The sequence below is a fragment of the Trichocoleus sp. DQ-U1 genome, from assembly GCF_039961925.1.
Lineage (GTDB): Bacteria > Cyanobacteriota > Cyanobacteriia > Cyanobacteriales > FACHB-T130 > FACHB-T130.
In genome coordinates this window covers 36916-59492 of record NZ_JAMPKB010000006.1, presented here as the reverse complement: position 1 = coordinate 59492, position 22577 = coordinate 36916, and the positions used below count along the sequence as shown (strand labels likewise).

General features: G+C 45.3%; 21 protein-coding genes. 8 read left to right on the top strand and 13 right to left on the bottom strand.

Annotated elements, in window-relative coordinates; all coding sequences use genetic code 11:
- Positions 1–85: 85 nt before the first annotated feature.
- From NDI34_RS04175 to NDI34_RS04165, 3 genes are all read right to left on the bottom strand, one after another.
- On the bottom strand, positions 86–1378 hold the full coding sequence (locus NDI34_RS04175) for a pentapeptide repeat-containing protein (protein ID WP_348231949.1): 1293 nt from the start codon (positions 1376–1378) through the stop codon (positions 86–88).
- Between the two features lie 33 nt (positions 1379–1411).
- Positions 1412–2770 (bottom strand): sorbosone dehydrogenase family protein, encoded by a 1359-nt coding sequence (locus tag NDI34_RS04170; RefSeq protein WP_348231948.1) that lies wholly within the window; start codon positions 2768–2770, stop codon positions 1412–1414.
- Between the two features lie 167 nt (positions 2771–2937).
- Positions 2938–4023 carry an RNA ligase family protein gene (locus tag NDI34_RS04165; protein WP_348231947.1) on the bottom strand — a complete coding sequence of 362 codons (1086 nt, stop codon included), beginning with the start codon at positions 4021–4023 and terminating at the stop codon, positions 2938–2940.
- A 213-nt stretch (positions 4024–4236) separates the two neighbouring features.
- Between NDI34_RS04165 and NDI34_RS04160 the strand changes: the two genes are divergently transcribed.
- Positions 4237–4455: a hypothetical protein gene (locus NDI34_RS04160; RefSeq protein WP_190430814.1), complete on the top strand. Its 219-nt coding sequence runs from the start codon at positions 4237–4239 to the stop codon at positions 4453–4455.
- On the opposite strand, the gene NDI34_RS04155 is transcribed toward NDI34_RS04160, so the two are convergent.
- Complete coding sequence (locus tag NDI34_RS04155; protein WP_348231946.1) at positions 4452–4694, bottom strand: hypothetical protein; 243 nt, start codon at positions 4692–4694, stop codon at positions 4452–4454. The two genes, NDI34_RS04160 and NDI34_RS04155, sit on opposite strands and share 4 nt — an antisense overlap.
- Complete coding sequence (locus tag NDI34_RS04150; protein ID WP_348231945.1) at positions 4684–7212, bottom strand: tetratricopeptide repeat protein; 2529 nt, start codon at positions 7210–7212, stop codon at positions 4684–4686. The genes NDI34_RS04155 and NDI34_RS04150 overlap by 11 nt, the downstream gene beginning before the upstream one ends.
- Positions 7213–7384: 172 nt before the next feature.
- Here NDI34_RS04150 and NDI34_RS04145 point away from each other — a divergent pair, with 172 nt between their 5' ends.
- Positions 7385–8020 (top strand): hypothetical protein, encoded by a 636-nt coding sequence (locus tag NDI34_RS04145; protein WP_190430817.1) that lies wholly within the window; start codon positions 7385–7387, stop codon positions 8018–8020.
- A 5-nt stretch (positions 8021–8025) separates the two neighbouring features.
- Here NDI34_RS04145 and NDI34_RS04140 read toward each other — a convergent pair whose 3' ends face one another.
- The 5 genes from NDI34_RS04140 to NDI34_RS04120 all read right to left on the bottom strand — a co-directional run bounded on the left by NDI34_RS04140 (position 8026) and on the right by NDI34_RS04120 (position 11529).
- Positions 8026–8709 carry a chromophore lyase CpcT/CpeT gene (locus NDI34_RS04140; RefSeq protein WP_348231944.1) on the bottom strand — a complete coding sequence of 228 codons (684 nt, stop codon included), beginning with the start codon at positions 8707–8709 and terminating at the stop codon, positions 8026–8028.
- Between the two features lie 15 nt (positions 8710–8724).
- Positions 8725–9141, bottom strand: coding sequence for a hypothetical protein (locus NDI34_RS04135; protein WP_348231943.1), 417 nt, complete (start codon positions 9139–9141; stop codon positions 8725–8727).
- A 63-nt stretch (positions 9142–9204) separates the two neighbouring features.
- Positions 9205–10074 carry an FAD-binding domain-containing protein gene (locus tag NDI34_RS04130; protein ID WP_348231942.1) on the bottom strand — a complete coding sequence of 290 codons (870 nt, stop codon included), beginning with the start codon at positions 10072–10074 and terminating at the stop codon, positions 9205–9207.
- Positions 10075–10181: 107 nt separating this feature from the next.
- Positions 10182–10865: an S-layer homology domain-containing protein gene (locus NDI34_RS04125; protein ID WP_190430327.1), complete on the bottom strand. Its 684-nt coding sequence runs from the start codon at positions 10863–10865 to the stop codon at positions 10182–10184.
- Positions 10866–11304: 439 nt separating this feature from the next.
- Positions 11305–11529, bottom strand: a complete 225-nt coding sequence (locus NDI34_RS04120) for a hypothetical protein (RefSeq protein WP_348231941.1) — start codon at positions 11527–11529, stop codon at positions 11305–11307.
- Between the two features lie 94 nt (positions 11530–11623).
- Between NDI34_RS04120 and NDI34_RS04115 the strand changes: the two genes are divergently transcribed.
- The 6 genes from NDI34_RS04115 to NDI34_RS04090 all read left to right on the top strand — a co-directional run bounded on the left by NDI34_RS04115 (position 11624) and on the right by NDI34_RS04090 (position 19935).
- Positions 11624–13420, top strand: a complete 1797-nt coding sequence (locus NDI34_RS04115) for a serine/threonine-protein kinase (RefSeq protein WP_348231940.1) — start codon at positions 11624–11626, stop codon at positions 13418–13420.
- 23 nt (positions 13421–13443) lie between these two features.
- A complete protein-coding gene (locus NDI34_RS04110) occupies positions 13444–13611 on the top strand; it encodes a hypothetical protein (protein WP_190526880.1) in 168 nt (55 codons plus the stop codon).
- Positions 13612–13635: 24 nt separating this feature from the next.
- Positions 13636–13983, top strand: a complete 348-nt coding sequence (locus NDI34_RS04105) for a hypothetical protein (protein WP_190532715.1) — start codon at positions 13636–13638, stop codon at positions 13981–13983.
- 209 nt (positions 13984–14192) lie between these two features.
- Positions 14193–16406 (top strand): polysaccharide biosynthesis tyrosine autokinase, encoded by a 2214-nt coding sequence (locus NDI34_RS04100; RefSeq protein ID WP_348231939.1) that lies wholly within the window; start codon positions 14193–14195, stop codon positions 16404–16406.
- 1097 nt (positions 16407–17503) lie between these two features.
- On the top strand, positions 17504–18751 hold the full coding sequence (locus tag NDI34_RS04095) for a glycosyltransferase family 4 protein (RefSeq protein WP_348231938.1): 1248 nt from the start codon (positions 17504–17506) through the stop codon (positions 18749–18751).
- Complete coding sequence (locus NDI34_RS04090; RefSeq protein WP_190411463.1) at positions 18748–19935, top strand: glycosyltransferase family 4 protein; 1188 nt, start codon at positions 18748–18750, stop codon at positions 19933–19935. The genes NDI34_RS04095 and NDI34_RS04090 overlap by 4 nt, the downstream gene beginning before the upstream one ends.
- 702 nt (positions 19936–20637) lie before the next feature.
- Here NDI34_RS04090 and NDI34_RS04085 read toward each other — a convergent pair.
- The 3 genes from NDI34_RS04085 to NDI34_RS04075 all read right to left on the bottom strand — a co-directional run bounded on the left by NDI34_RS04085 (position 20638) and on the right by NDI34_RS04075 (position 21770).
- Positions 20638–20823 carry a hypothetical protein gene (locus NDI34_RS04085; RefSeq protein ID WP_190678293.1) on the bottom strand — a complete coding sequence of 62 codons (186 nt, stop codon included), beginning with the start codon at positions 20821–20823 and terminating at the stop codon, positions 20638–20640.
- A gap of 141 nt (positions 20824–20964) precedes the next feature.
- Positions 20965–21144 (bottom strand): hypothetical protein, encoded by a 180-nt coding sequence (locus tag NDI34_RS04080; RefSeq protein WP_190532706.1) that lies wholly within the window; start codon positions 21142–21144, stop codon positions 20965–20967.
- A 146-nt stretch (positions 21145–21290) separates the two neighbouring features.
- A complete protein-coding gene (locus NDI34_RS04075) occupies positions 21291–21770 on the bottom strand; it encodes a hypothetical protein (protein WP_348231937.1) in 480 nt (159 codons plus the stop codon).
- Positions 21771–22577 lie beyond the last annotated feature (807 nt).

Sequence of the window (22577 nt, the reverse complement as noted above, 5' to 3'; positions counted from 1 at the left end):
ACACCCTCTTGATAGCCATGCGCGATCGCGCTATAGAATGCACAAAATCAGAACAAAAGAGTCAATGGGGATAGAATGCGATCGCTCAATATCCATTCAATCCAATGACACCTTTGAGCTTAGCATCCTTCCAGTTGGCACCCGTCAGGTTGGCATTCGCTAAGCTAGCTTGACCCAAATCTGTTTGAGTCAAGTTGGCATAACTCAGATTAGTATTTCCTAAATTGGCACCCCGGAGATCGGCACTGCTGAAATTGGTGTAACTCAAATTGGCTCCTGTCAAAATAGCATTCGTCAGATTGGCACTTTCTAGGTTGGTACCCATCATCGACGCACCGCTTAAATTGGCAGACCGCAAATTCGCCCCGCGCAAGTTTACACCGCTGAGATTAGCACCGTTGAGATTGGTACTATCCAGATAAGCATCCTGGAGGTTAGCACCTGCTAAATTAGCGTTGGTGAGGTTGGCAAGCGGCAATTTGGCATTGGTTAAATCAGCATCGTTGAATTTAGCACCCGTCAAATTGGCACGATTGAAACCAGCACCCGTCAAATTGGCACCCGTCAAATTGGCATTTGTGAGCGTAGCACTTTGAAAATTCGCTGCTGTCAGCGATCCTTTTTGCAGATTGGCACCCGTGAGAATTCCCCCATTCAAGTCAGCATTATTCAAAGAAGCCTGACTCAAATCAGCATTGCTCAAGTTGACACTATCCATATTGGCAGTCTCTAACTGTGCATTATTCAACTTGGCACCTGTAAGATTGGCACCGGCTAAGTTAACAATTTGCATCTGAGCATCTTTTAGGTTTGCCCCGCCTAAATTGGCACCCGAAAGATTCGCTTCGATCAAATTCGCTTGTCCGAGATTTGCACCGACTAACTGAGCAAAATTCAGTTGAGTTTGGGCTAGCTGGGCACGCTCTAGCTTAGCGCCCGTGAGGTTCGCTGCATATAAGTTTGCCCCCCGCAATTTAGCGTCTGTTAAATCAGCAACAATCTTATTCGCCGCCGCCAATTTTGCCTGTCTCAAGTTCGCTTTTTCCAAATTAGCGGCAGTTAGTTTGGCACCGTTGAGCTGGGCACCCTCTAGCTTAGCGCCCGAAAGGTCAGCCGCCGTTAAATCCGCACCGTCAAGCTGGGCATTCTTCAAGTCGGCGTTTCTGAGGTTAATCCCCCTGAGTTGGGCATCTTTTAGGTCACATCCAGGGCAAGTTTTCAGCGTCAGTAACTTCTGCAAGTCTTTGGAGTTTGCCGCTTGGGCTGGGGTTGGTAAGCCAAGCGTTAACACTCCGACGGCTGAAGTCGCAGCTAAACAAACCAAGCCCACCTTCGCGGGCTTAAGGACAGCAAATTGATTAACGAGTTTTGGGCGCATGGGGCAGTTCTTTGAGCCGCGATTAACAACTACTTAAGAGCCACGATACTGGATGCGGTAAATCCGGTTATTGGCTTCTTCCGTCAGCAGCAAACTCCCATCGGGTAGCACGAGTAACCCCACCGGACGCCCCCAGGTGGTTGGGACAGAGGGGTCAAGCAGGAACCCAGTGAGAAAGTCTTCATAGTAGCCCTGAGGACGCCCGTTAGAGAAGGGGGCAAAGACAATTTTGTAGCCGGTGCCTTGGTTACGGTTCCAGGAACCGCGAAAGGCGACAAAAGCGCCATTGCGATATTTTTCTGGAAAGGTATTACCGTCATAAAACTGCAATCCCAAAGCAGCCGAGTGGGCTTGGAAAAGAACGTCGGGCGTCTTTGTTTTCGCTACCAGGTCGGGACGTTTGCTTTTTCCGTTGACCAGATGACGCGGGTCAAGGAGATTTGGTGCCAGGTAGGCGTAAGGCCAGCCATAGAATTCTCCCTGTTGGATGCGGGTTAGATAGTCGGGTACCAGGTCGTCGCCCAGTCCGTCTCGTTCGTTCACGGCGGTATACAGTTCGCTAGTGGTGGGGTGAAAGTCGAGTCCGACTGGGTTGCGTAAACCGGAAGCAAAAGTTTGCTGGTTGGAACCGTCCAGGTTCATCACCTGTACAGAAGCGCGGGGGATGGGTTCTTCTGAAGCGTTGGATGCCGACCCAACTGAGACATAAAGCTTTTGCCCATCGGGTGAGGCAACGACGTTGCGCGTCCAGTGCTGGTTGTAGCCGCCGGGGGTTAAGTTAGCAATTTTTTCGCCGGTTCCGGTGAGTTGTTGTTGTCCTTGAGTGTAGGGATACCGTCGGACTTCGCCTGTGTTGCCGAGGAAGAAGTATCCGCCCGCAAAGGTCATGCCAAAGGGGATATTTACCCCATTTTGGGAACTGGCAAAGGTTTGGCGGACATCGGCGACGCCATCGCCGTTAGTGTCGCGCAGCAAGCGAATCTGGTTTTGTCGGGTTTCGGTGACTAACACGTCACCGTTCGGGGTGAGTGCCAGCCAACGGGGTGCATCTAATCCATCGGCAAAAACGTTGACGACGAAACCAGCCGGGACGCGCAGGGTGGGGTTTTGCGGGATAGGCACCACATTGGGCGAGTTGGAGGCACTGTCGCTGGCGTAGGGTTTGGGTAAGTTATCGAGGGTGATGCGAATCGGTTGGGGTGTGAGTGGTTCGGTTCGCACCACGTTGTTGGTCTGCGTCGCTTGGGAAAGCTGTTGGTTCGGCTGTGCCGGAGTTTCTGTCGGTTGCTCGGTTGGTTGGGTTGTCTGGGGGTCGAGGGATGCCTGAGTTGAGTCACAGGCGGCTGCTGTAGTCAGGATGAGCAGCAGCAGCAAGAAACGTATCGATTTCATGTCAAAAGGTGGGAACTCTAATTCCAGGGTAGTCATTGAAGACTAGAGTGCGATCGCGCTCATGCGAAGCGAGGCGTTAGCCTAGCGCAGAAAAAGTCAGTTCGCACTCTTCGTTTCAGATCGAGTATTTAGTTAGCCGCTGCTCACCCTACACCTGTTCCTAAATATTATTTTTTGAAGTAATTATTTATCAATTTTTTTGATTCCTGCTCCAATTGTTCGATTAAAGTCTGTTGACTTTTCTCAGGTAAGCTTTTAAAAATGCTTTCATAAGATTCGTCAAATGTTTCTATTACATCATTCACAAATAATTGAAAAACTTTGTCTATTGCTTTTGGGTCTTTACCAGAAACCCGGCCTAGTTTTGATAGAGTATTCATCAATCTATTTTCTGTAACCAATGCAAGCATCGCCTCATGTAGCCATTTTTCATCACTCAAATAGGGAGGAGATGTTGCTAATTTTTGGCTGCTCCATTTTTCTGCTTGATGGAATCGGCTCTCTTCAGCAAATTTTGGAATTTTTCTCTTCAAGACCGGCCTAATTCTTCCCTTGGGAGTATCTATATAGATCGACTTTACAGGTTTAATGACAATCCCTTCCGCCTGATTGCTAAACGGCAATTTTGGCAAACCTAATAAGCCAGGAATGGTAGATTCAAACTCTATATTCTGTGCAATGGCTTGTTCGTATTTTCCAATAAATAGTGGTTTGGCAGCCAGCATTTCTACTTGCTGAAATAATTTTAGCGTTTTCTCATAATCTATGTAATCTCGTTTTGCAGTTCTATGATTTTCTTCAACAGCGATATCAAAAGCACAAAATTCAATTTCGGGTGAATAATAGATTCCTGTTTGGACAGCCTGTACATTAGGATTGACGGGCACATCAGAATGCGGATATTCTCCGCCAAACAATTCCCCATATACAGAAACTCTAAACGTTGCCTGACGTTCAGCCTGGATAATTTTGAATATTTCTTTGACTTGTTGGATTAATTTAATTTGAAGGGATTGATGACCAAAAAAGTCTTCATCTGGCTGCAAGAACTCTTTCTTTTTTGCAAAGCGAACTTCTGAGCCATCAGTGACTATACAAAAATTAGCTCCGTGAATTTTTTCAGTTACCACCCAGGCAGTTTTCTTAAAAGCGCGAAAATCTGATTCTGCCAACTTCCAATTATTCGGGTTTTCCGGTATTTTTTCATAACTGGTATGCGTCCAGTTAGTAAAGTTGTCTTTTTGTTTGTCCATCGGTTTTATTTTTTTGGAAAGAAGCGGCTCAATCGCGATCGCATAGCTGGTTGAGGGATGCGATCGCGATTGAGCCGCTTGTGCCTTGAGTGCCTATGTAATTCAGATCACTCGAAAGGCTGAGAATTTTCACACGTTACTCATCGAAGCGATCGCTCGGCGGGACGGAAAGGGGTGAGATATTAAATATCGTAGAGTTGACGCCCAACAACCATGCTTCCCCAAATCCAACTACTCCCCGGTGCTATCTCTGAAATCCTAGCCTCTGTCAGCGAAACTGGTATTCTGACTCTGGCTGACCGTTATGGACTGATGGCAGCTGCTTTGGATGAGTCCTTGGATGAAGAAGAAAGAGGTTGCGTCAACAGACTGCTGCGTTCTGTACTCAAAGGACGGGTAATAGTAGTGGCTGACCTCTCCGCTGCCGCTTAATCTCGAAGTAAGGAAATGTGCATTGCTGCTGCCAGGACAATGGGCGTTGAACTCAGCAGCGATCGCATTCTAAAATTTTGAACCAAAATTGCAACTAGATGAAGCTTCAAGCTTATCAAGAGCGATCGCGTCTTTAGTCCCGGTTGAGGGAATGTGATCGCGTGGCTGGTTGAGGGATAAGATGGAGCACAACTCGTGAAGGCAGATTTTCTGCGTGCAGCCGCGATTTTAATTTTCATAGCCGAGAGTAGCGCGGACAGCATTAAGATTTTTACGGACAGTAACACTGAGAGGATAATCTGCCCCCAACCGTTGCTCACAAATAGCCAAGGCTTGTATATATAAGGGTTCAGCGTCCCTATAGCTACCCTGAACATCGTAGAGAACTGCTAGATTATTTAAGCTAGCTGCTACATCAGCATGGTCTTCTCCTAGTATGTTTTTTCTCAGTTCCAAAGCCTGCTCAAAGAATTTTTTAGCCTCGCTATAGAAGGTTTTACGTTGGTAGAAACATCCCAAGTTGTTCAAGCTATTAGCTAAGTTGGGATGGTTATTCCCTAGGCAATGTTGTAATAGTTCTAAAGCTTGTAGAAAAAGCGTTTCTGCTTTGTCCTCAAAACCCTGAAATGAGTAAATTTCTGCCAGGTTATTCAGAATAACTGCCATATCAGGATTCTTCTCTCCAAATAAACAGCGGATGAGTTCTAAAGCTTGCAAAAATAATAGTTCTGCTTCGGAGTATCGGCCTTGCTCAAGGTAGAGCGTTGCTAGATTATTCAGTAATTTTATTATTTGAGGTTCTGCCTGTCCTGCCCAGCAGCGAATGAGTTCTAAAGCTTGCAAAAACAGTTGTTCTGCTTCGTGGTATCGACCTTGCTCACAGTAGAGTAATGCCAAATTACTCATCGTTTTCACCGGGGGATGCTCCTGTATCGGTAAGCGCTGATGAAGTTCTAAAGCTTCTAAAAAGAGTGGTTCCGCTTCGTTGTAACGGCTTTGATCACGGTAGAGATTTGCTAGATTATTCAGGGTTAGTGCAACATAACAATTCTCCTCTCCCAGCAAACGACGATAAAGTTCTAACGAACTTACTAAAAGTGGTTCGGCTATACAATAACGACCCTGATATTGGTAGAGGAGTGCCAAATTATTCAGGCTAGTTGCCACTTGAAGATGATCTGAGCCTAAGCGTGATTCAGTAACGGAAAGACACTGCTTTAACCAAGGTTCTGCTAGGTGATACAACCCTTGACCTTGGTAAAACCAGCCTAACCCTGTAAAAGTCCAGATTAAATCATCATTGGCCAGCAAGTTTGTCAAGTTTTTAGCTGCTAGTGCTACATGAGGTATAGCAGGGCTAACTTCTGCAATCACCTCACGGGTTGGCTGCTCAGGAATCTGCTTTGCCACTGCCACCATTGTTCGACAATACGCGATCATTAGATTATCTAGCTGGTCAAACTGTCCCAACTTCTCCCGAAAAAATTCCCGAATCAGCTGATGTAAGAGGTAGGTTCCGTCACCCATGCGCTGAAGCAGATGCAGATTCAGAAGGAAATCGTCTCTCATTTCTTCCAGGTCTTCTGGATCTTGATCGGGCGCGGCTTTTTCCACCAACTTCCAAGGAATGGGAGCAGGAGCAAATAAACTCAGTAGATACCCTAACTGCTTTGCCTCATCGTTCAATGTTTCCCAACTCAACTCAAAGGCTCCTTTCACTGCCCATTTTGCGGTCATGTCTGGATCTCGTTTTTGGAGTGACTTTTCATTGAACCCTTTATCTTCTAGCCGTTGCAGCATTTCTGCCAGCAACAGATCAGGTTTCCGATCCAAATATCGCCCTACTAATTCCAACCCCAAGGGCAAATAACCCAACCCCGCACAGAGTTTTTTAGCTTCGGTTAATTCCTGTTGGATGCGTTCCTCTCCTACAAGTGACACCAACAACTTTAAGGCATCTGGTTCATATAAAACATCTAAGGACAAGGGCTGAATTGACCTACCTAACCGCTGGATTCTTGTTGTTATCAAAACTTTAAAACGTGGTTCCACTGGTGGTAGATATGGCTGGATGCGCTCATAGTCAGTGACATCATCCAAGACTATTAACACATCGCCAGATTGCCAGCGTCGCCAACAGAAATCAACCTGAGTCTTTAAATCCCAATCTTCTAGGGGGTTTAATGCGAACTGCGATCGCGCAAAGCGCACCAACTCAATCCCCATATCCGGTTCTTTTCCTGGTAGCCAGCAAACTCCACCTACGTAGTTAGCTAAATGTTGCTGTGCGTATTGAATCGCCAGTTCCGTTTTGCCTACTCCACCCATCCCAGCGATGGCAGAAATAATCGGTACCTGGCTCTTTTGCTGTAACAACTGGTGTAGAGTTTCGAGTTCACGCGAACGTCCAACAAACTGCTTGGGAATAACACCACTGCGGGGAATATTCTCGTAGCGTGTCGCGCTAACCTCAGATATCTGCTTTGGTTCTGGGGTTTGGAGGGCTGTATTCCACTCGTTGGGATCGACAATATCCGCCGGATGCAAATTTAAGGCTCTGGCAATCTTTTCAATAGCGTCTCTTTGAATCTTGCGTCCCCAATGTGGGTTGAAAAGATGCCTAACCCGATCCAAACTTACATCCGCCTTTTCTGCCAAAATTTCGTGAGTGTATCCCTTCTCCAATCTTTTAGCTTCAAGCCTTGTCAGCCCCTCATGGCTAGCAAAAAAGCCACGAGGCTTACGCTTTTGAGTCATAGATAACGGATAGATTCAGTTACGGCTACTAATACCTTAGCCAGCTTCAAGTGTCTTGTGGGAATGCAGATAACTGATTTTAACTATCTGTACCTATCTGCATTGATTCTCTCTGTTGTCAGCCCTGTTTACCTCGATATGATCCAAATCGTAACTTTGAGGTATCCCATCCATGACCCAGCTTAACGGCGCATATATCGGCTATCCTGGCTGTCACGTCCACGACCTTATTTCACCAGATGATTTTGATAGTGAATTAAATATTCCCCATGTTGAAGAAATAATCAAATTTGGTCGCAGTATTGGGATATCAAAAATTACCATCAAACCGGGTTATGAACAATGGTGGAACATTCTCCATGAAATTGGTCACTTTGCTGTCAAGCCTGATAGCTATATTCAAATGTGGCGATCGCATGGAGCGCCCGACGGTATTCCTAATCTAAACTGGTTTGCTGGTCAGAACGTAATTAAACCCGAAGATCCAACACCTGATGAGTGGGGAGTCCGAGCTTGGTGCTTATCAGTTTTAGAATTGAAAGGCTGGCTCAATCCCCTACAATGTATTGATTGGCCTGTCGCTAATGACTGGGAAGGACGAGGAAGAAATAACCCTCATTTGTGGATGAAGTCAGAAATAACTAGTCGTTGTCATCCCCTCTATAAAAATGGATTTAGGCAATTAGCAGCTATAGGTATCGACTTCAACCGTGGCATCTTGCGTCCCACAAAAGAAATCGTGACTGTTGGCTGGCAACCAGTGTTTCGTTGGCAGGTTGCCGAAAGTACAGAGGACATCAGCTTTTAATGGATTCACCGACTCGCGCTTGGCTGAACCCATCGAAACTGATAAGGTTCACCTTTTGACCCCCAAACTTGATTTCCTGCGGCATCAAAAGCCCGATCTAATGTGTCCATTCCCGTAGAATGCAACACAATTCTATTTGTTACTTTCACTGCGCCTTTGTAGTCGCTGGAACAACCTGCCTTCGGTGTCTCGCCGATGTAGTTCTCACCGTCAGGTTTTAAAAATACGCTGCATTTAGCAGCACCAATATCGGTTAATTTGATGACACGCTTTGCTTCTGGTTTGCTACATAGACCAATCAAAGCTTCTGGTGTTGGTGGTTTAAATGATTGCGATTCTATGCTTTGGTGATCAGCACTGGGGGCAATTTTTAGGAATCTCTGCCGATAGGGTTTGGCAAGATTCTGAGACATGGCTTGTTCTTGGTAGAGGAAAACTACCTTGGGATTTTTTTTAGTATTTTCTACGCTGACTTTACAGGTAGTCATTCTCACATTTGGGGCTTTGGGATTGGCTTGCGCTTGTGCAGACGTGTCCATTACTCCGACTAAATGCGACACTACTTCCCCAACTTGTTGCTGCATTGGTACCAATGTTTGGATATTCGTTGCTGGACGCGAATAAGCCGCTGTGCCAGTTGAGGAAAAAAGAGCGATCGCGATCAAACTCCGAGTTCTTGTATTCTTCACAATAGTCTGCCTGTGCTAATCAAAAACATAACGTTCGGCAACGCGCCAGTACCGAGAAAAGCGTTTAAGGTCAATATATCCGTCGTATTTCACAAACGGCTCAACAGGTAACACTTCGATAGGCAGCGATTCCTCAATGTTGTCGCAAATGAGGCCAAAACGGGGGCTAGGACTTTCTGCTGTAACAATTCCATCGGCACTGTGTTCCTTGGCAAAAGCGATAACTTCAACAGCGACATCCCCACGTCGAATCGTTACTGGAAGTTCTAGCAAACATTCATAAATAAAAGTAATCCGCTTGAGACTCATCTGCCACTCTTCAATCAAAGCATCGTCCCAAACCCATATCGCGGGGCTTTCAGGGTATGCTTGCAATGCGGGATTTCCAGGACTTAAACAGTCTCCATGCACCCAAATTATCGGCTGTTTCATTAATTCAAGGCTCACGCACTCAAAACTCACGCACTCAAAACTCGCGCACTCAAAACTCACGCACTACCGACGCTTCTTCCCGCGCTGAAAACTCTTGCTACCGCCACTTCGATCGAAACTTTGAGCTTTAGGAAACAATCGCTTCTCTAGTTCATCGTAGCTGCCCTCGAAGTCACAATGACCGTACAGGGGGCATTGGCGGCAATAGACGCCATCCGTATAGCGTTCTAAGTTCTCCCGGTTAAAGAAATAAGGCTTTTGGCTAAAGGTGCTGGCAACCCACTGCCAGGAGAGATTATTGCTGGCTGGATCGCCATCCAGTAAGTGTTGCAGAAACCATCTTGCCCCGACTTGCCAACGAATCCGCCGCCAGTGAACTAGGTAAGCGGCTAGCCACATTCGCCCGTGGTTGTGCAGGTAGCCAGAGGAGTGCAAGTCGCGGCTAAAACTGTCAAGACACACCATGCCGGTGCTACTTTTGTCAACATCTGCCGGTAACTTTTCGGTATAGTCTTTGGCTGTGTAGCCTGTCTTGTAAGGCTCTTGATCTTCCCAAATGTCGTTTCCCAGCTTGGCATAGAGACGCTGCCAGTAATCGCGCCAGCCGAGTTCGTTGATGAGTTTTTGTGCGTCATCTCGGTTTTCCACTTTGTTCAGCACAGCATCCCGCACTTCTGCTAAGCTCAAGACGCCGTAGCGGAGATAGGGCGAAAGGCGCGTGACTGCGCCACTAAAAGAATTGCGCGTTTTGGCGTAACGGGCGGGATCTACTTGACTTAAGAAGGCTTCTGCGGCTTTACGTCCTCCTACAGTGGTAGCGATCGCGTCATCGCGTTCGGCGGCGGTAGGAAATTGTTCGCGGAGATAGGTAATTAAATCGTCGCGGCTGGCAAAATCTCGCCGCATATCTCGATTATTTGGCGTGGCGTTCATCGGTTAGCGATCGCTCCAAACTTATCGAGTGTAACAAGTGAGCCGCCTTCTGGCGCTCTTCAAAAGCAAAAAAGCCGTTTTCTCAAAGAAAACGGCTTTTTCGGAACTTATTGGATTGGTAAGCTCGCTGGCGAAGGTAAATCTTCTTCCAACATCGGTGCGGGTGCTTCTTGTCGCTCCAAAAATTTACTCAAGGCGTAAGCCATATCCCCTCTCGTCATCGGATTTAGGGGATTCAGATTGCCTTGTTCATCGGGATTAGCAAATCCCTCGTAAAGTGCAGTTGCCATCGATTTTTTAGCCCAATCCGGTATATTCCCGGAATCTGGATACTTCGCAAGAATTTTAGCAACGGTGTCATTCGGAAACTGAAATACACCGTGAGCTTGGGCAAAGATAGATAAAGCTTCAGCGCGATTGATTTTTTGGTTGGGGAAGAACATATCTCCCCGATATCCCTTCATAATGCCAGTTTTTAAAACTGTCTGAATGTCGTTATATGCCCAGTGGGAAGAAGGTACATCTTGAACTGAAATAACTTCTTGTTTGGTGGCACCCGCTCGTTTGTCCAGTTTAAAAGTTTTGACCAAAATTGAGGCAAGTTCTGCACGACTGATGAATTGTTCTGAACGAAACTGTCCATCAGGATATGCAGTCATTAATTTGGCAGCAATCACCTGTTCGATGGGGTCAGATGGGGCGTCTGAAGCAGGTTGTGTTTGAGCAGAAACAACTGCTGGAAAACATTGTAGAAACCCCAATAGAGAAAGAGTGCCCAGGATCTGACGCATAATTAAAATCACTTTTCAGTTGCTAACTTCACTGTATAAACACTGGAACCAAATCTTCATCGCCCATTCGGGTCAATCCAAGCGGGGATGTTGGCAATAATGGTGACGAATCTGGAGTTTGCAAAGTTGCAACCAGTGCTAAGACCGTGGATGCTTCCGAGGAGCCGTTGCAAAAAGTGGCATTCGCTGGCGACGATCCCGGCTAAGAGCGCATAGGAAGAAGGCGATCGCAACAATCAATCAGCCTAGACACTCCCAACCTAAACAATCGGAACCTCTCGAATTATTAACTTCCTTAGAAATCGCCACATTCGCTTCTGATAGCTGTGTCATAATTACGATCCTTAGATATCAAGTTCTTAACTAGGTGTAGCTCACTCACTTTATTTTTATGAACTTTCACAGCGAAAACAGAAATTCCTACTCCTAAGCTGGTGAACTAGGATGAGAAGGGACAACTGGGAAAAGGGGAAAGATGAAGTCTCAAAAAAGGCGTACACCCACTTCCTGTATCTGCCATCCCTGGTTTGTTCGGATTGCGCGATCGCTCTGGCGTATGCCGCAAGTTAGCGGCTACTCGCTCTGGCGTATGCCGCAAGTTAGCGGCTACTCGCTCTGGCGTATGCCGCAAGTTAGCGGCTACTCGCTCTGGCGTATGCCGCAAGTTAGCGGCTACTCGCTCTAGCTGCTCCCGCTAACTGCAACTGCTCGCGTAGCGGTTGCATAGAATCATTCAACCTGCGTTCGTTCTCTCACACATGAGCAACTTTCCAGACTTATCCAGCCACGGTTATCAGGTCGTCCGAGAATTAGGACACAACCGCGCCGGTGGTCGAGTAACCTACCTGGCGCTCAATCTGAAAACTCGGCAACCCGCTGTCATTAAACGGTTTCAGTTTGCTAAAATCAACGCTACCTGGTCAGACTACGACGCCTACCAGCGCGAAATTCAAGTGTTACAGGGACTGAATCATCCCGGAATCCCCCGCTACCTAGATTCCTTCCAAACATCCGATGGCTTTTGCATGGTTCAGGAGTATAAAAAAGCACCGTCTTTAGCCGTACCTCGTAGCTTCGACCCGGATGAAATTAAGAAAATTGCCGTCTCTTTATTAGAAATTCTTGTTTATCTGCAAAATCGCATTCCCACCGTTATCCATCGAGATATTAAACCCGAAAATATCTTGGTCGATGGCAACATCAATGTTTTTTTAGTTGATTTTGGTTTGGCTCGAATTGGGGATGGGGAAGTGACGATGAACAGCGTGGCAAAAGGAACTTTAGGGTTCATGCCGCCCGAACAATTATTCCATCGGCAGCTTACTGAAGCCTCAGATTTATATAGTTTGGGAGCAACGCTAATTTGCTTATTAACTGGAATCAAATCTTCTGAGATTAGCCAGTTAATTGATGATGATTATCGAATTAATTTCAAGCATCTCGTTCCCAAGCTCAGTCTGCGGTGGATTGACTGGTTGCAAAAGATGGTGGAAATCAAACCAAAAGACCGCTATCCTAACGCAGCGATCGCCTTGGAAGCTCTCAAGCCTATCTATGTGATTCGCGTACCCGAAGCGAAGCTGAGTAAACCCATCCTAGAATTTAAGGCAAGAAAATTAGGTGAAAGGGTGACTCAAACAATCGCAGTTACGAACTCGATTCCTGATACCCTTCTGGAAGGAAATTGGGAAGTGGCACCCCACGAAAGCGATCCCCCCCATACACCAGATACTCACACTTGGATTTCTTTTGATTCCGTTAAGTTTGAGAACAATCAGGCGAAGTGTAAAATCAATGTGAATACCAGCCGGTTGATGGCAGATAAAACCTACGAGCGACATCTGTTATTACACACAAATTCTCTGCCAGAAACTCACGATATTACTGTTAAGATTCAGACTGCCCCGGTTCCGATTGCGAACAAAAAACTACCTTATATCGCGCTCGCTTTACTGGTGACACTTGCTGCCTCGGCGGCTTGGATTGAGGGAATCGCTTGGGGCGGAACGATTGCCCAAGTTGGGGCGATGGGTGTGGTCATGGCTGGGTTTATCACGCTGTTTGTCGCTGCATTTGGTGTGGCAGCAGCGGCTACGGCGGCGGCTGGGGCTGTGTTTGTCGCTAAGCTTCTATCCAGGTATAAAGTTAAGTTTGCGGGTATAGACACGGTTGTAGCTTTGTTGGTTGCGGGAATTGTCGCTTTTTTTGTGACGGGTTTTGGCGAGCAATTTAGAGCGGCAAATTCGGCGGCGGTTGGGTTTGAAGCGGTGGATTTTGCTGTATTTATGGCTGGTTTTGGGGCGCAGAGTCTGGCAGTTAGTTGTTTGAAAAGAGGATTTAGTCCCAATCTCGCGATTGGGGTGTCGCTATTAGCAATGGCGTTAGGCATGACTTTAGGAGTTGGCTTCCAAGTTGGATTGCTAAATCCTTTGGTGATGGGCGCTGTTTTGGCAGTTGGTTTACCTTTGGGAACCATCTTGTTTTATCCCCCTTTTGAGCGGGCAAGGTTAATTGGTAACTATCGCAAGTTTGAGCAACATTTGATTAAGCCGTAGTCAGGCAATTTGGCTCACGCCGCGTGCAACTTTTTTTAGGGAGTTTAGGCAAAGGCTTTCAACCTGTCAAACAGGTTGAAAGCTTTAAGGTAAGAGATTTATCTTCAGGAGCGGGGACGGTTTCTTCACACACCAAGGATATTCATGCCGTGAATCCTGGCAATCATCCGATTTGTTCAGGCTGGTGGTAATCTCTTTGGCTAAAGAATAATCGGATGTTTATACAGATATCTCAGGATTTTGAGGGCGATCGCACAAAGCAGAAATATGTTCCCAGATATTTGTGCCAAATTAATCTTCCAGTCACTCCGGCAATCGTCCCAAAACTGCCTCCGATAGGACCTAAAATATTTCCGACTCAATTGTTTGAGTCATTCTATAGCGATCGCGCAGTTAATTCTGCTTTAAGGTGTAAGCTTAAGGTGCTTTCATCCAAAGCGATCGCACTTCTACTCTTTGCCATAGTCCGGTTGTCCGTCAGCATCAAAAAAATTTCGCAGCCCGCTTTTGTTAATCCCTCTTATCTAGAGCTACCAGCCGAATGCTACTGCATACAGCTTTAAGCTCATCCTTTCATTGATTAACAGTTTTTTTTATCACTCCAACTTTTACTAGCCTTGTTAGGATACAATTGTCGGCTGAGTAAGAACTACCAGATGCTGCCTCTCGATAAGCGAGGAAATAGTCTACACTGCAAGGACTCGCTTCTGGGAGCGGCTAATACACCTGCCTCCAAAACAACCTTATTACCACTCTCCTACACGAGCCTCTTATGGAAACTAGACAATACACAGAAGATATAGATTTTAAAAAATACTGGCTTATCCTCAAACGGCGTTGGCTACCCGCCAGTACCGTCTTTATATTTACAGTTGCACTCGCCGCCGCATTTGCGTTCTTAAAAAAGCCTACCTACGAAGCCGAAGGGAGGCTTTTGTTTAAGAAGCAAAATACGACTTCTGCTTTAGTCACAGAGGCGGGAGCAAAAATCGGACAGTTAGAACCGCTCAATGTCTTGAATACTCCTCTGGATACAGAAGCCGAGATAGTCCGTTCTGAGCCTCTGATACAAGAGACGATAAATTCTCTAAACCTAAAAGACAAAAAGGGAGATCCCCTAAAACCTGCTGATTTCCTAAAACAGCTTACGGTAAAAGGGATCAAAGGAACCGATGTTTTGCAGATATCCGTTAAAGGCAAAGATCCCCAGGAAGCTGCAAAGATAGTCAACAAACTGATGGATTTGTATCGCGAGAAGAATGTACTTAATAACCGCGCTCAAGCAGCGGCGGCTCGCGAATTTATTAGTAAGCAGCTACCGAAGACTGAAGCCACTGTTCGTCAAGCAGAAGCCGCTTTGCGTAGTTTCAAAGAACAGAATAACATTGTAGCTCTAGAAGAAGAAGGAAGCTCAGCCGTAAAAGCGATCGCAGAGCTAGACAGCAAAAAAGCGCAAACTCAAGCTGAACTTGAAGATGCAACTGCTAGAGTCGCCGCCTTCCAAAGTAAGATAGGACTGAATTCACAGCGGGCTATGGCTCTAAACTCGCTCAGCCAATCTCCCGCAGTTCAGCAAGTGCTGATAGAACTCCAAAAAATTGAAGGCGAGTTGACAGTTGAGCGCACCCGCTTTCAGGATGAAAACCCCAAAATAATTAATCTCGAAAGCAAACAAGCGGCATTAAAAGCTTTACTACAGGAACGGGTAGGAGAGATTGTTGGCACCAACCAACAAGTATCCGAAGCAAATTTACAAATTGGGGAACTTGAACAAAAACTGACCGCAGAATTAGTCAACGCAGAAGTGCAACGCTTAGGTTTGGCTAATCAAGTGACTTTTTTATCTCGCGCTCAGGAGGCGTACAAACAAAGAGCGAACATTTTACCTAGATTGCAACAGGGTCAGCGGGATTTACAACGGCAAGTAGAAGCCGCGCAATCTACCTACCAAATTCTTTTGAAAAATCTTCAAGAGGTACAGATTGCGGAAAATCAAAATGTAGGCAACGCTAGTTTAATTTCCGCCGCTACAGTTCCAGAAAAGCCCGTAGGTACTCGCAAGCTAATAATCATAGCTGCCGGAATTGTTGCAGGCAGTCTACTTTATGTAATTACTGCTTTCCTTGTAGACCTGAAAGATCCAACTATCAAAACTGCCAAGGAGGTGCGGGAGTTATTTAAATATACTGTCCTGGGAATGATTCCTTCTTTGAAGAAAAAAGTTACTTTTCGCAGTAAGAAACTAGAAAGAATTCTTCCGCAGCTTCCTGTTAGAGATAATCCACATTCGGTTATCAGTGAAGCTTACCGTATGCTTCAGGCAAACTTGAAGTTTCTCAGTCCAGATCAAGAGCTGAAAGTCATTGCGGTGACAAGTTCTGTTTCTAAAGAAGGCAAGTCTACAGTTTGTGCCAACTTGGCTATCGCTATGGCTCAACTAGGAAGACGAGTTTTATTAATAGATGCGGATCTGCACCATCCCATGCAGCATCATATTTGGGACTTGACTAATGCAATTGGTCTGAGCGATGTCATCGTTAATCAAGCTGAGTTTGAGATGGCTGTGCGAGAAGTGATGGATAACTTGGATGTGCTTCCTTCTGGGGTGATTCCTCCTAATCCATTGGCTCTTGTTGACTCAAAGCGGATGGCTGGATTAATTGACAATTTTTCTAAAGACTACGATTTTATAATCCTTGATACGCCTCCAATTGTTCTGGTGGCAGATGCTCTGGCAGTAGGCAAGATGACTGATGGTATGTTATTGGTAGTTCGCCCAGGCGTGGTTGATACTGTCAGCGCTGCTGCTTGTAAGCAATTTTTGGTACAGTCAGGTCAGAAGGTCTTGGGCTTGGTTGTCAATGGTGTGATTGTGGAAAACGAACCTGATAGTTATTTCCACCATGCCAAGGCATACTACAAGGAAGATGCCAGTACGCCAAAAATGCTGACAGCGAAGGCTTTTAAAAATAGCGATCGCGCTTAAACAAGCATTAATCGATTACTTCTAGCTCGAACCATAAGCGTACCGTTGTAAGGACGTTCTATACGCTTATGGCGAATCCTCTTCTCCTAACCGTGTTCGGGGTAGGAGAATTTTGTTATGGGAAAAAGGCGAGTCCCCTTTCCGTGTAGAGAAGACCGCTGATATACACTTGCTTAAATGCGTTACGTTGATACCCCTCACCAATAGGACAACTAAGCAAATTCGCTCTTGCAGGCTGCTACTGCGGATCGGCAAAGAAATATTTTCTAGTAGAGAATATTAAATAAAATTCTATTTTTGTATAGTGGCTGTCAAATTACACTTTTAAATACAGACTTCGTTAGCAGTCTATATCCGATGCCTCGGAAAGTTAATTGTAAAGTACGAAAGTACAATTTATACAATTAAGCGGCTTTATGTATAAACTCAGTTCGCATCTTCCATAAGGAGTATTCATAATTCCTACTTTTGATAGTAGTAATAGCCTTCGGAAAGTTAATTTCGAAGTACAATTCATAAAACTAAGTAATCTTACGTATAAACTCAGTCCGCATCTTCCATAAGAAGTATTCATAATTCCTACTTTTGATAGTAGTAATAGCCTTCGGAAAGTTAATTTCAAAGTACAATTCATACAACTAAGTAATCTTACGTATAAACTCAGTCCGCATCTTCCATAAGGAGTATTTTATAACTCCTACTTTTGATAGTAGTAGTAGGAGTAACGAGTTCTCTTTCAGGGTGGTATTAGATTTGGTAAAAGCTTAGGAATGGCTGGGTCAGGGTTTTTCGGGTTTGGGAGAAATTATTGGGCAGTGTTAAAATTGAGCCATTTTTTGCCTTCATAGCGTCTTGAACCTCATTATAAAGTTGCCATGAAGTCAAGTGGGAAATTTGAGAACTTTCTGTAAAATCTGGCAAATTCAATTTACTTAAGTAGGGTTTTACAGTAATCTAAGCAATTATGAGGAAGAGAATCTCAGACTCTCAAGTCAGCTAAGCAATCATGCTGAAATAAATCTACTGACAGACTGCTTAATTAATCTTTGCCACAACAAAAAAACAACCAATACACCTAGCTATATATAGGTATTGTTATGCGTAAACCTGTTTTGACTATCTTCTACCAGTTCAATCCGAGTAGCATTAGCATCGGGGGTATACAAACAGTCATACGCACTTTTGTTAAATACGCTCCTAGCGAGTTTGAAATCCGGCTGGTAGGAACGGAGAACGATCCATCGCAACCCATAGGAGTATGGAGAGACGCCCAGTTGGCAGGCAGAGAGATCCGCTTTATGCCCTTGTTTTTTATAGAAAACGATAACTTTAAAAAATTAGTACCAACCACTATTAAATATACGGCTGCCCTTTTGGGTCGGAATTTGAGTTCGGATTTCATGCACTTTCACAGGCTGGAACCCACACTTTTTACTCGCAACTGGTCAGGAGAAAAGACTCTCTTTATTCACAACGATATTCAAAAGCAAATTAATTCTGCGGACAAAAAAAATGCGATTCTGTGGCAACGTTTTCCAGCAGCATATTTTGCTATCGAACGCTATCTTGTAAGTCAGTTTTCTCAAATCTTGTCGTGTAATACTGAATCGGTGCAACATTACCAGCAGCATTACCCAGAGATAGCAGAGCGCATTTCCTACGTCAAAAACACAGTAGATAACGAAATCTGCTACCCATTGACCTTAGATGAACGAGAGAAAGGTAGGCGCACACTTGCACAGCAGATGGGTTTAGCGGAAGATACACGCTTTATTCTATTTGCTGGTCGCCTTCACGCCCAGAAAGATCCCGTCTTGCTAGTCCGCTCCATTGCTGCCCTGAACGATTCAAATGTTCACCTCCTCATAGCAGGCGATGGAGACTTAAAGGATAAGCTACGTTCTGAGATTTCCCGCCTTGGATTGTCCGGACAGGTAACGCTGCTGGGACCATTAGCCCAGGCAGAACTTGCACAGTTGCAACGTATATGTAGTGTTTTTGTACTAACGAGCGCCTATGAAGGTCTTCCTATGGTCGTTCTCGAAGCACTTGCCAGTGGTACGCCAGTGGTGACAACCCAATGCGGCGAAACTCCAAACCTACTCACTACTGATAGTGGAGTGGTGTGCGAGGAGCGATCGCCAGCCGCAATTGCAGATGCCTTGCGGAAGGTACTGCACAACGGTAGAGATTATCCAATCGAGGCGTGCGTTAAAGCTGCCAAACCTTACAGTGCCAAGACTGTCGTGGGTGATATCTACAGCGATATGCTAAGCCGCTGGCAACAGCGGAATTTGTCTACTAGCCAGATTAATCAAAAAACTTTTACCGGGGTTTCGCCATGAAAATTGCCGTAATTGGAGCAAAAGGGTTGCCTGCTAAACAGGGTGGTATCGAGCACCACTGTGAAGAAATTTATTCACGGGTTGTGGAACAGGGTCATGAAGTGGATTTGTTTGCCCGTTCCTCATACACTGGAGATGTTTCGCTCAGCCACTATAACGTTCATGGTGTGAAGGTTGTTTCCATACCCAGCTTGAATATCAAGGGAATGGATGCTCTGTTGAGTTCGGCGCTGGGAGCGATCGCTTGCAATGCGAAGCGTTATGATATCGTTCACTTCCATGCTTTAGGACCAGCCCTCTTTACTTGGCTACCCAAAATTGCTTCCTCGGCAAAAGTTGTTGTTACCTGTCATGGCTTAGATTGGCAACGTGCCAAATGGAACAAAGCTTCTAGCGACCTAATCCGTCGCGGCGAACGTGCTGCTGTCCGCTTCTCTGATAGCATGATCGTCGTCTCAGAGGAACTGCGCTCATACTTTAAGGAAACTTACGGTAAGGAGACAATTTATATTCCTAACGCACCCTCAAATATGGGTGATTCAGACCCTACTTTTAGCTATGGAACTTCGCTAGGTCTGGAACAGGGACGCTATATTCTATTTTTAGGTAGACTCGTACCGGAAAAGTGCCCTGACTTACTCATCAAAGCCTTCCAAAACCTTCAGCAAGAAGGATGGAAACTCGTCATGGTGGGCGGTACCAGCGATACCAATGAGTTCACCTCGGAGATCACCGAGATGGCGGCGAATAACAAGAACATCATATTCACAGGTGAACTTAGAGGTCCCCGTCTTGCAGAAATCCTTCGGGGTGCGGGATTGTTTGTACTTCCTTCTGAGTTGGAGGGATTACCTCTATCAATGTTGGAAGCAATGCAGGAAGGTGTTCCCGTACTCGGTAGTGACATTCCCGTGCATCAGCAATTGATCGGCAAAAACCGAGGGATGCTTTTCCAGGTAAAAAATGTAGACTCCTGCCTCCGCAGCTTGGAATGGGCAATCAATCACCAGAATGAATTGGCGGTAATGGCTAAAAACGCCCAGAGTTATGTGCAAGCACACTATACCTGGAACCAGATTACTAGCGAAACATTGGAGTTGTACAGAACACTCACCGCCCTTGCTCCACTAGACAACGAAAACGGCAAACGAATTCCAGTTCCATCAGACCTGGTCAAGGCTTAAAAGCGCTGTTGCATTTCTAAATTGTCAATATAACTTAATATTTTCCTGCCAGGTGATAGGGGCGCACAAATAGCTGTACGCCCCTACTATTTTTTGTCTTTATATTATCTTTATATTTTTTTTACACAAAATAGCCATGAACACTCACTTCACTAGTGTTATAAGCGCGACACACATATTTACATTCAATTACGTATTTACTAGCAGCATTTAGCAGCATTCAGTTAAAAAAACTTAGCTTTCAGGACAAAATCAGAAAAACATCCTTTAATTTATTTGTAGAAAAATATACTTAAAGCGTCTCCGTATGTTTTCGGGTTTATAAAGGAGTTCTTTACAAAAAATTCAAAAAATTCACTGATGTCAAGACCCTGTAGTGTTTCATATCCTAGAGGGGTAAACAAAACTATTTACCAAAATGAACGCCTTTATCAAGAAACTAATTTCTACAAGCGTCATGTTTCTCTTCACGGCTGCTGGTTTCGTAGTATTGGCATTTTCGGTAGTCTTGATGACGGTTGAATCCCTCGTCTCGTACGTGTTGTCACAAGTAACAGCACTACAAAATCATTCTTTAACAGAACGTGTTACTAGCGTGAAAGAACCGTCTTCTGTTAAAGGCTAATGCCTTGGTACTTTTCGGGTAAATTTAACCAGTATTCAGGGGCGAATTGCGTGTACGGGCGCGGAAGATAAAGCAGCCTACTCCTTGGAATCGTCAGGAGTTCCGTAGTAGATGCCCCTGCCATTGGTACCAACGAAAACCAAGCCAAACTGTTGCCAACTCGCCTCCATCGCATTTGGCTCGCCAGCGATGGGATTTTGGCTAGAACCAATGCTTATCCAAGTTCTGCCTCTGTCGAGAGAACGGAAGATCCCCTCGCCCATACCAGAAATTTTTCCATACAAATAAAGCTCTGGAGTTGTCCTTCCGGTCTGCGGTTTCCCAAAAGTAAACAAATGCGCCTTTTCTACTGAAGGCAGCTTAGCGAACGTTTTGCCACCGTCTGTGGAGTTAAATAAACCTTCCTAGTCTAAGCTGAGCCTGACTTCAGTTTTCGCATCTGGAACTGTTTTCAGCGCATACGAATAGTAGTCACTCTTAATATTGGGAATCGATGAGTTGACAATGCTAAAGGCTAAAGGATGCACCTTGGTCAGTGCTGCGGTAAACTTTGCTGTCGCTGTAATAGTAAAAAGTATTTCCATCTACTTTATTCGCCACCAAGGGCTGATCTCAATACCAGGGACATTCTGAGCAATTTGGTAGTCCAGACACTGCACTCCCTGAAGCGCCGCCATTAGTGGTGCGTAGGGGTAGAGCTTTACTTACAGCTACAACAAACAAGTTTGGATTAGTTGCCGATATCGCTACGCGCAGTGGTAATTGATGCCGGAAACGACGCAAACTTCTTCCAGGTTAATCCAGCGTCTGTTGAAGTTGCTTCTGTATAAGTTGAGTGCCACCTTGAACCGCCAACGCAGACGAGATGCCAACGCCTTTGGTAAGCGTTGGGGATAAAGTTGCGACTTTCGCCCATTGTCGCGCCTGCATCCGAGTATCTCCACACCCCATCGTGCCGCGAATCAATGAAAATAATGTTGGAGTTAGCCGGATTGAGAGCTAGTCTTTTTCCCACCCAGCCATGCTCAACATTACTGTCTATCCCTAAGTTGATGTTTAGTTTAGTCCAGTTTTTACCTCGCTCTGTGGACTTAAAGATTGATCTTTTGGGTTGCCGCTGGGAGTATTTACCTGCTGCCATGTAAACGATATTTGGGTTGATGGGATCTGTTGCGATCGCTTCTTCCCCGTAATATGTTTTCTCTTTCATTGTGAAGCTGTCATGTAATCGAATGCAGGTTTTATCTTCGGCATTCCAGCGATAAAAGCCACCAACGTCGGTTCTGAGCTAAACCAGATCCTTTTGTACGTTGTGAGTATAAACACCTGTAACAAACCCTCCACCTCCTATCGACACGTTAGCCCAGCGACGTAGGAAGTGGGTGCCATCGGTACGGACACAAGATCCGCGCCTACAATCGGCTGTTGGTTGCTACCTATTGCTACTAGCAGTACACCCAAGCATAGTGCCAATAAACACAGGAGCCACAGCCCGATGGAGAAGTTTTAATATCATGATTGCCTAAACACTGGTAAGATTACAGACATTTTGCAGAGAATAATGTAAGTTATCTATTTCATAAAGTTGAAGTTCTAATGAAGAATTATCAAGCCTTCCATAGCTCAATGCCAAATGTGTAAATATTCAGTGTCTTTATAAAAGCTTTAAACTTTGGGGGGGAATTCTCACAAATCCACACTGTTGTCTGTGGTAAATTAAATTTGCTTGCTTAAAAAGAGATTGGCACCCAAGTACGATCGCTTTAACTGTTGCTGAGATATTTTTGCCAATCTGTACTAGCGTTAGTAGCAATTGACTATTTATTCAATGAAATATGCTGACGACCTTAGAAGGCCGTCTACTGATGCAGTAGCGATGAACCAAGGCAAACTAAGGAGAAAAATGTGCTGGAGCTGAGCCACCTGCTCAAAAAATTGATGAGCATTCTACCGATTTTCCCGCATCTTGCGCCGCTAAAGACTCCCAAGCTGCGATCGCTATCTATAAATCTCTTTT

What these genes read in the sequence shown, in the direction of transcription:
- NDI34_RS04175 (WP_348231949.1), bottom strand. Translation starts at nt 1,378, where the DNA reads ATGCGCCCAAAACTCGTTAATCAATTTGCTGTCCTTAAGCCCGCGAAG.
- NDI34_RS04170 (WP_348231948.1), bottom strand. Translation starts at nt 2,770, where the DNA reads ATGAAATCGATACGTTTCTTGCTGCTGCTGCTCATCCTGACTACAGCA.
- NDI34_RS04165 (WP_348231947.1), bottom strand. Translation starts at nt 4,023, where the DNA reads ATGGACAAACAAAAAGACAACTTTACTAACTGGACGCATACCAGTTAT.
- NDI34_RS04160 (WP_190430814.1), top strand. Translation starts at nt 4,237, where the DNA reads ATGCTTCCCCAAATCCAACTACTCCCCGGTGCTATCTCTGAAATCCTA.
- NDI34_RS04155 (WP_348231946.1), bottom strand. Translation starts at nt 4,694, where the DNA reads ATGAAAATTAAAATCGCGGCTGCACGCAGAAAATCTGCCTTCACGAGT.
- NDI34_RS04150 (WP_348231945.1), bottom strand. Translation starts at nt 7,212, where the DNA reads ATGACTCAAAAGCGTAAGCCTCGTGGCTTTTTTGCTAGCCATGAGGGG.
- NDI34_RS04145 (WP_190430817.1), top strand. Translation starts at nt 7,385, where the DNA reads ATGACCCAGCTTAACGGCGCATATATCGGCTATCCTGGCTGTCACGTC.
- NDI34_RS04135 (WP_348231943.1), bottom strand. Translation starts at nt 9,141, where the DNA reads ATGAAACAGCCGATAATTTGGGTGCATGGAGACTGTTTAAGTCCTGGA.
- NDI34_RS04130 (WP_348231942.1), bottom strand. Translation starts at nt 10,074, where the DNA reads ATGAACGCCACGCCAAATAATCGAGATATGCGGCGAGATTTTGCCAGC.
- NDI34_RS04125 (WP_190430327.1), bottom strand. Translation starts at nt 10,865, where the DNA reads ATGCGTCAGATCCTGGGCACTCTTTCTCTATTGGGGTTTCTACAATGT.
- NDI34_RS04115 (WP_348231940.1), top strand. Translation starts at nt 11,624, where the DNA reads ATGAGCAACTTTCCAGACTTATCCAGCCACGGTTATCAGGTCGTCCGA.
- NDI34_RS04105 (WP_190532715.1), top strand. Translation starts at nt 13,636, where the DNA reads ATGTTTATACAGATATCTCAGGATTTTGAGGGCGATCGCACAAAGCAG.
- NDI34_RS04100 (WP_348231939.1), top strand. Translation starts at nt 14,193, where the DNA reads ATGGAAACTAGACAATACACAGAAGATATAGATTTTAAAAAATACTGG.
- NDI34_RS04095 (WP_348231938.1), top strand. Translation starts at nt 17,504, where the DNA reads ATGCGTAAACCTGTTTTGACTATCTTCTACCAGTTCAATCCGAGTAGC.
- NDI34_RS04090 (WP_190411463.1), top strand. Translation starts at nt 18,748, where the DNA reads ATGAAAATTGCCGTAATTGGAGCAAAAGGGTTGCCTGCTAAACAGGGT.
- NDI34_RS04085 (WP_190678293.1), bottom strand. Translation starts at nt 20,823, where the DNA reads ATGGGCGAGGGGATCTTCCGTTCTCTCGACAGAGGCAGAACTTGGATA.
- NDI34_RS04080 (WP_190532706.1), bottom strand. Translation starts at nt 21,144, where the DNA reads ATGGAAATACTTTTTACTATTACAGCGACAGCAAAGTTTACCGCAGCA.
- NDI34_RS04075 (WP_348231937.1), bottom strand. Translation starts at nt 21,770, where the DNA reads ATGAAAGAGAAAACATATTACGGGGAAGAAGCGATCGCAACAGATCCC.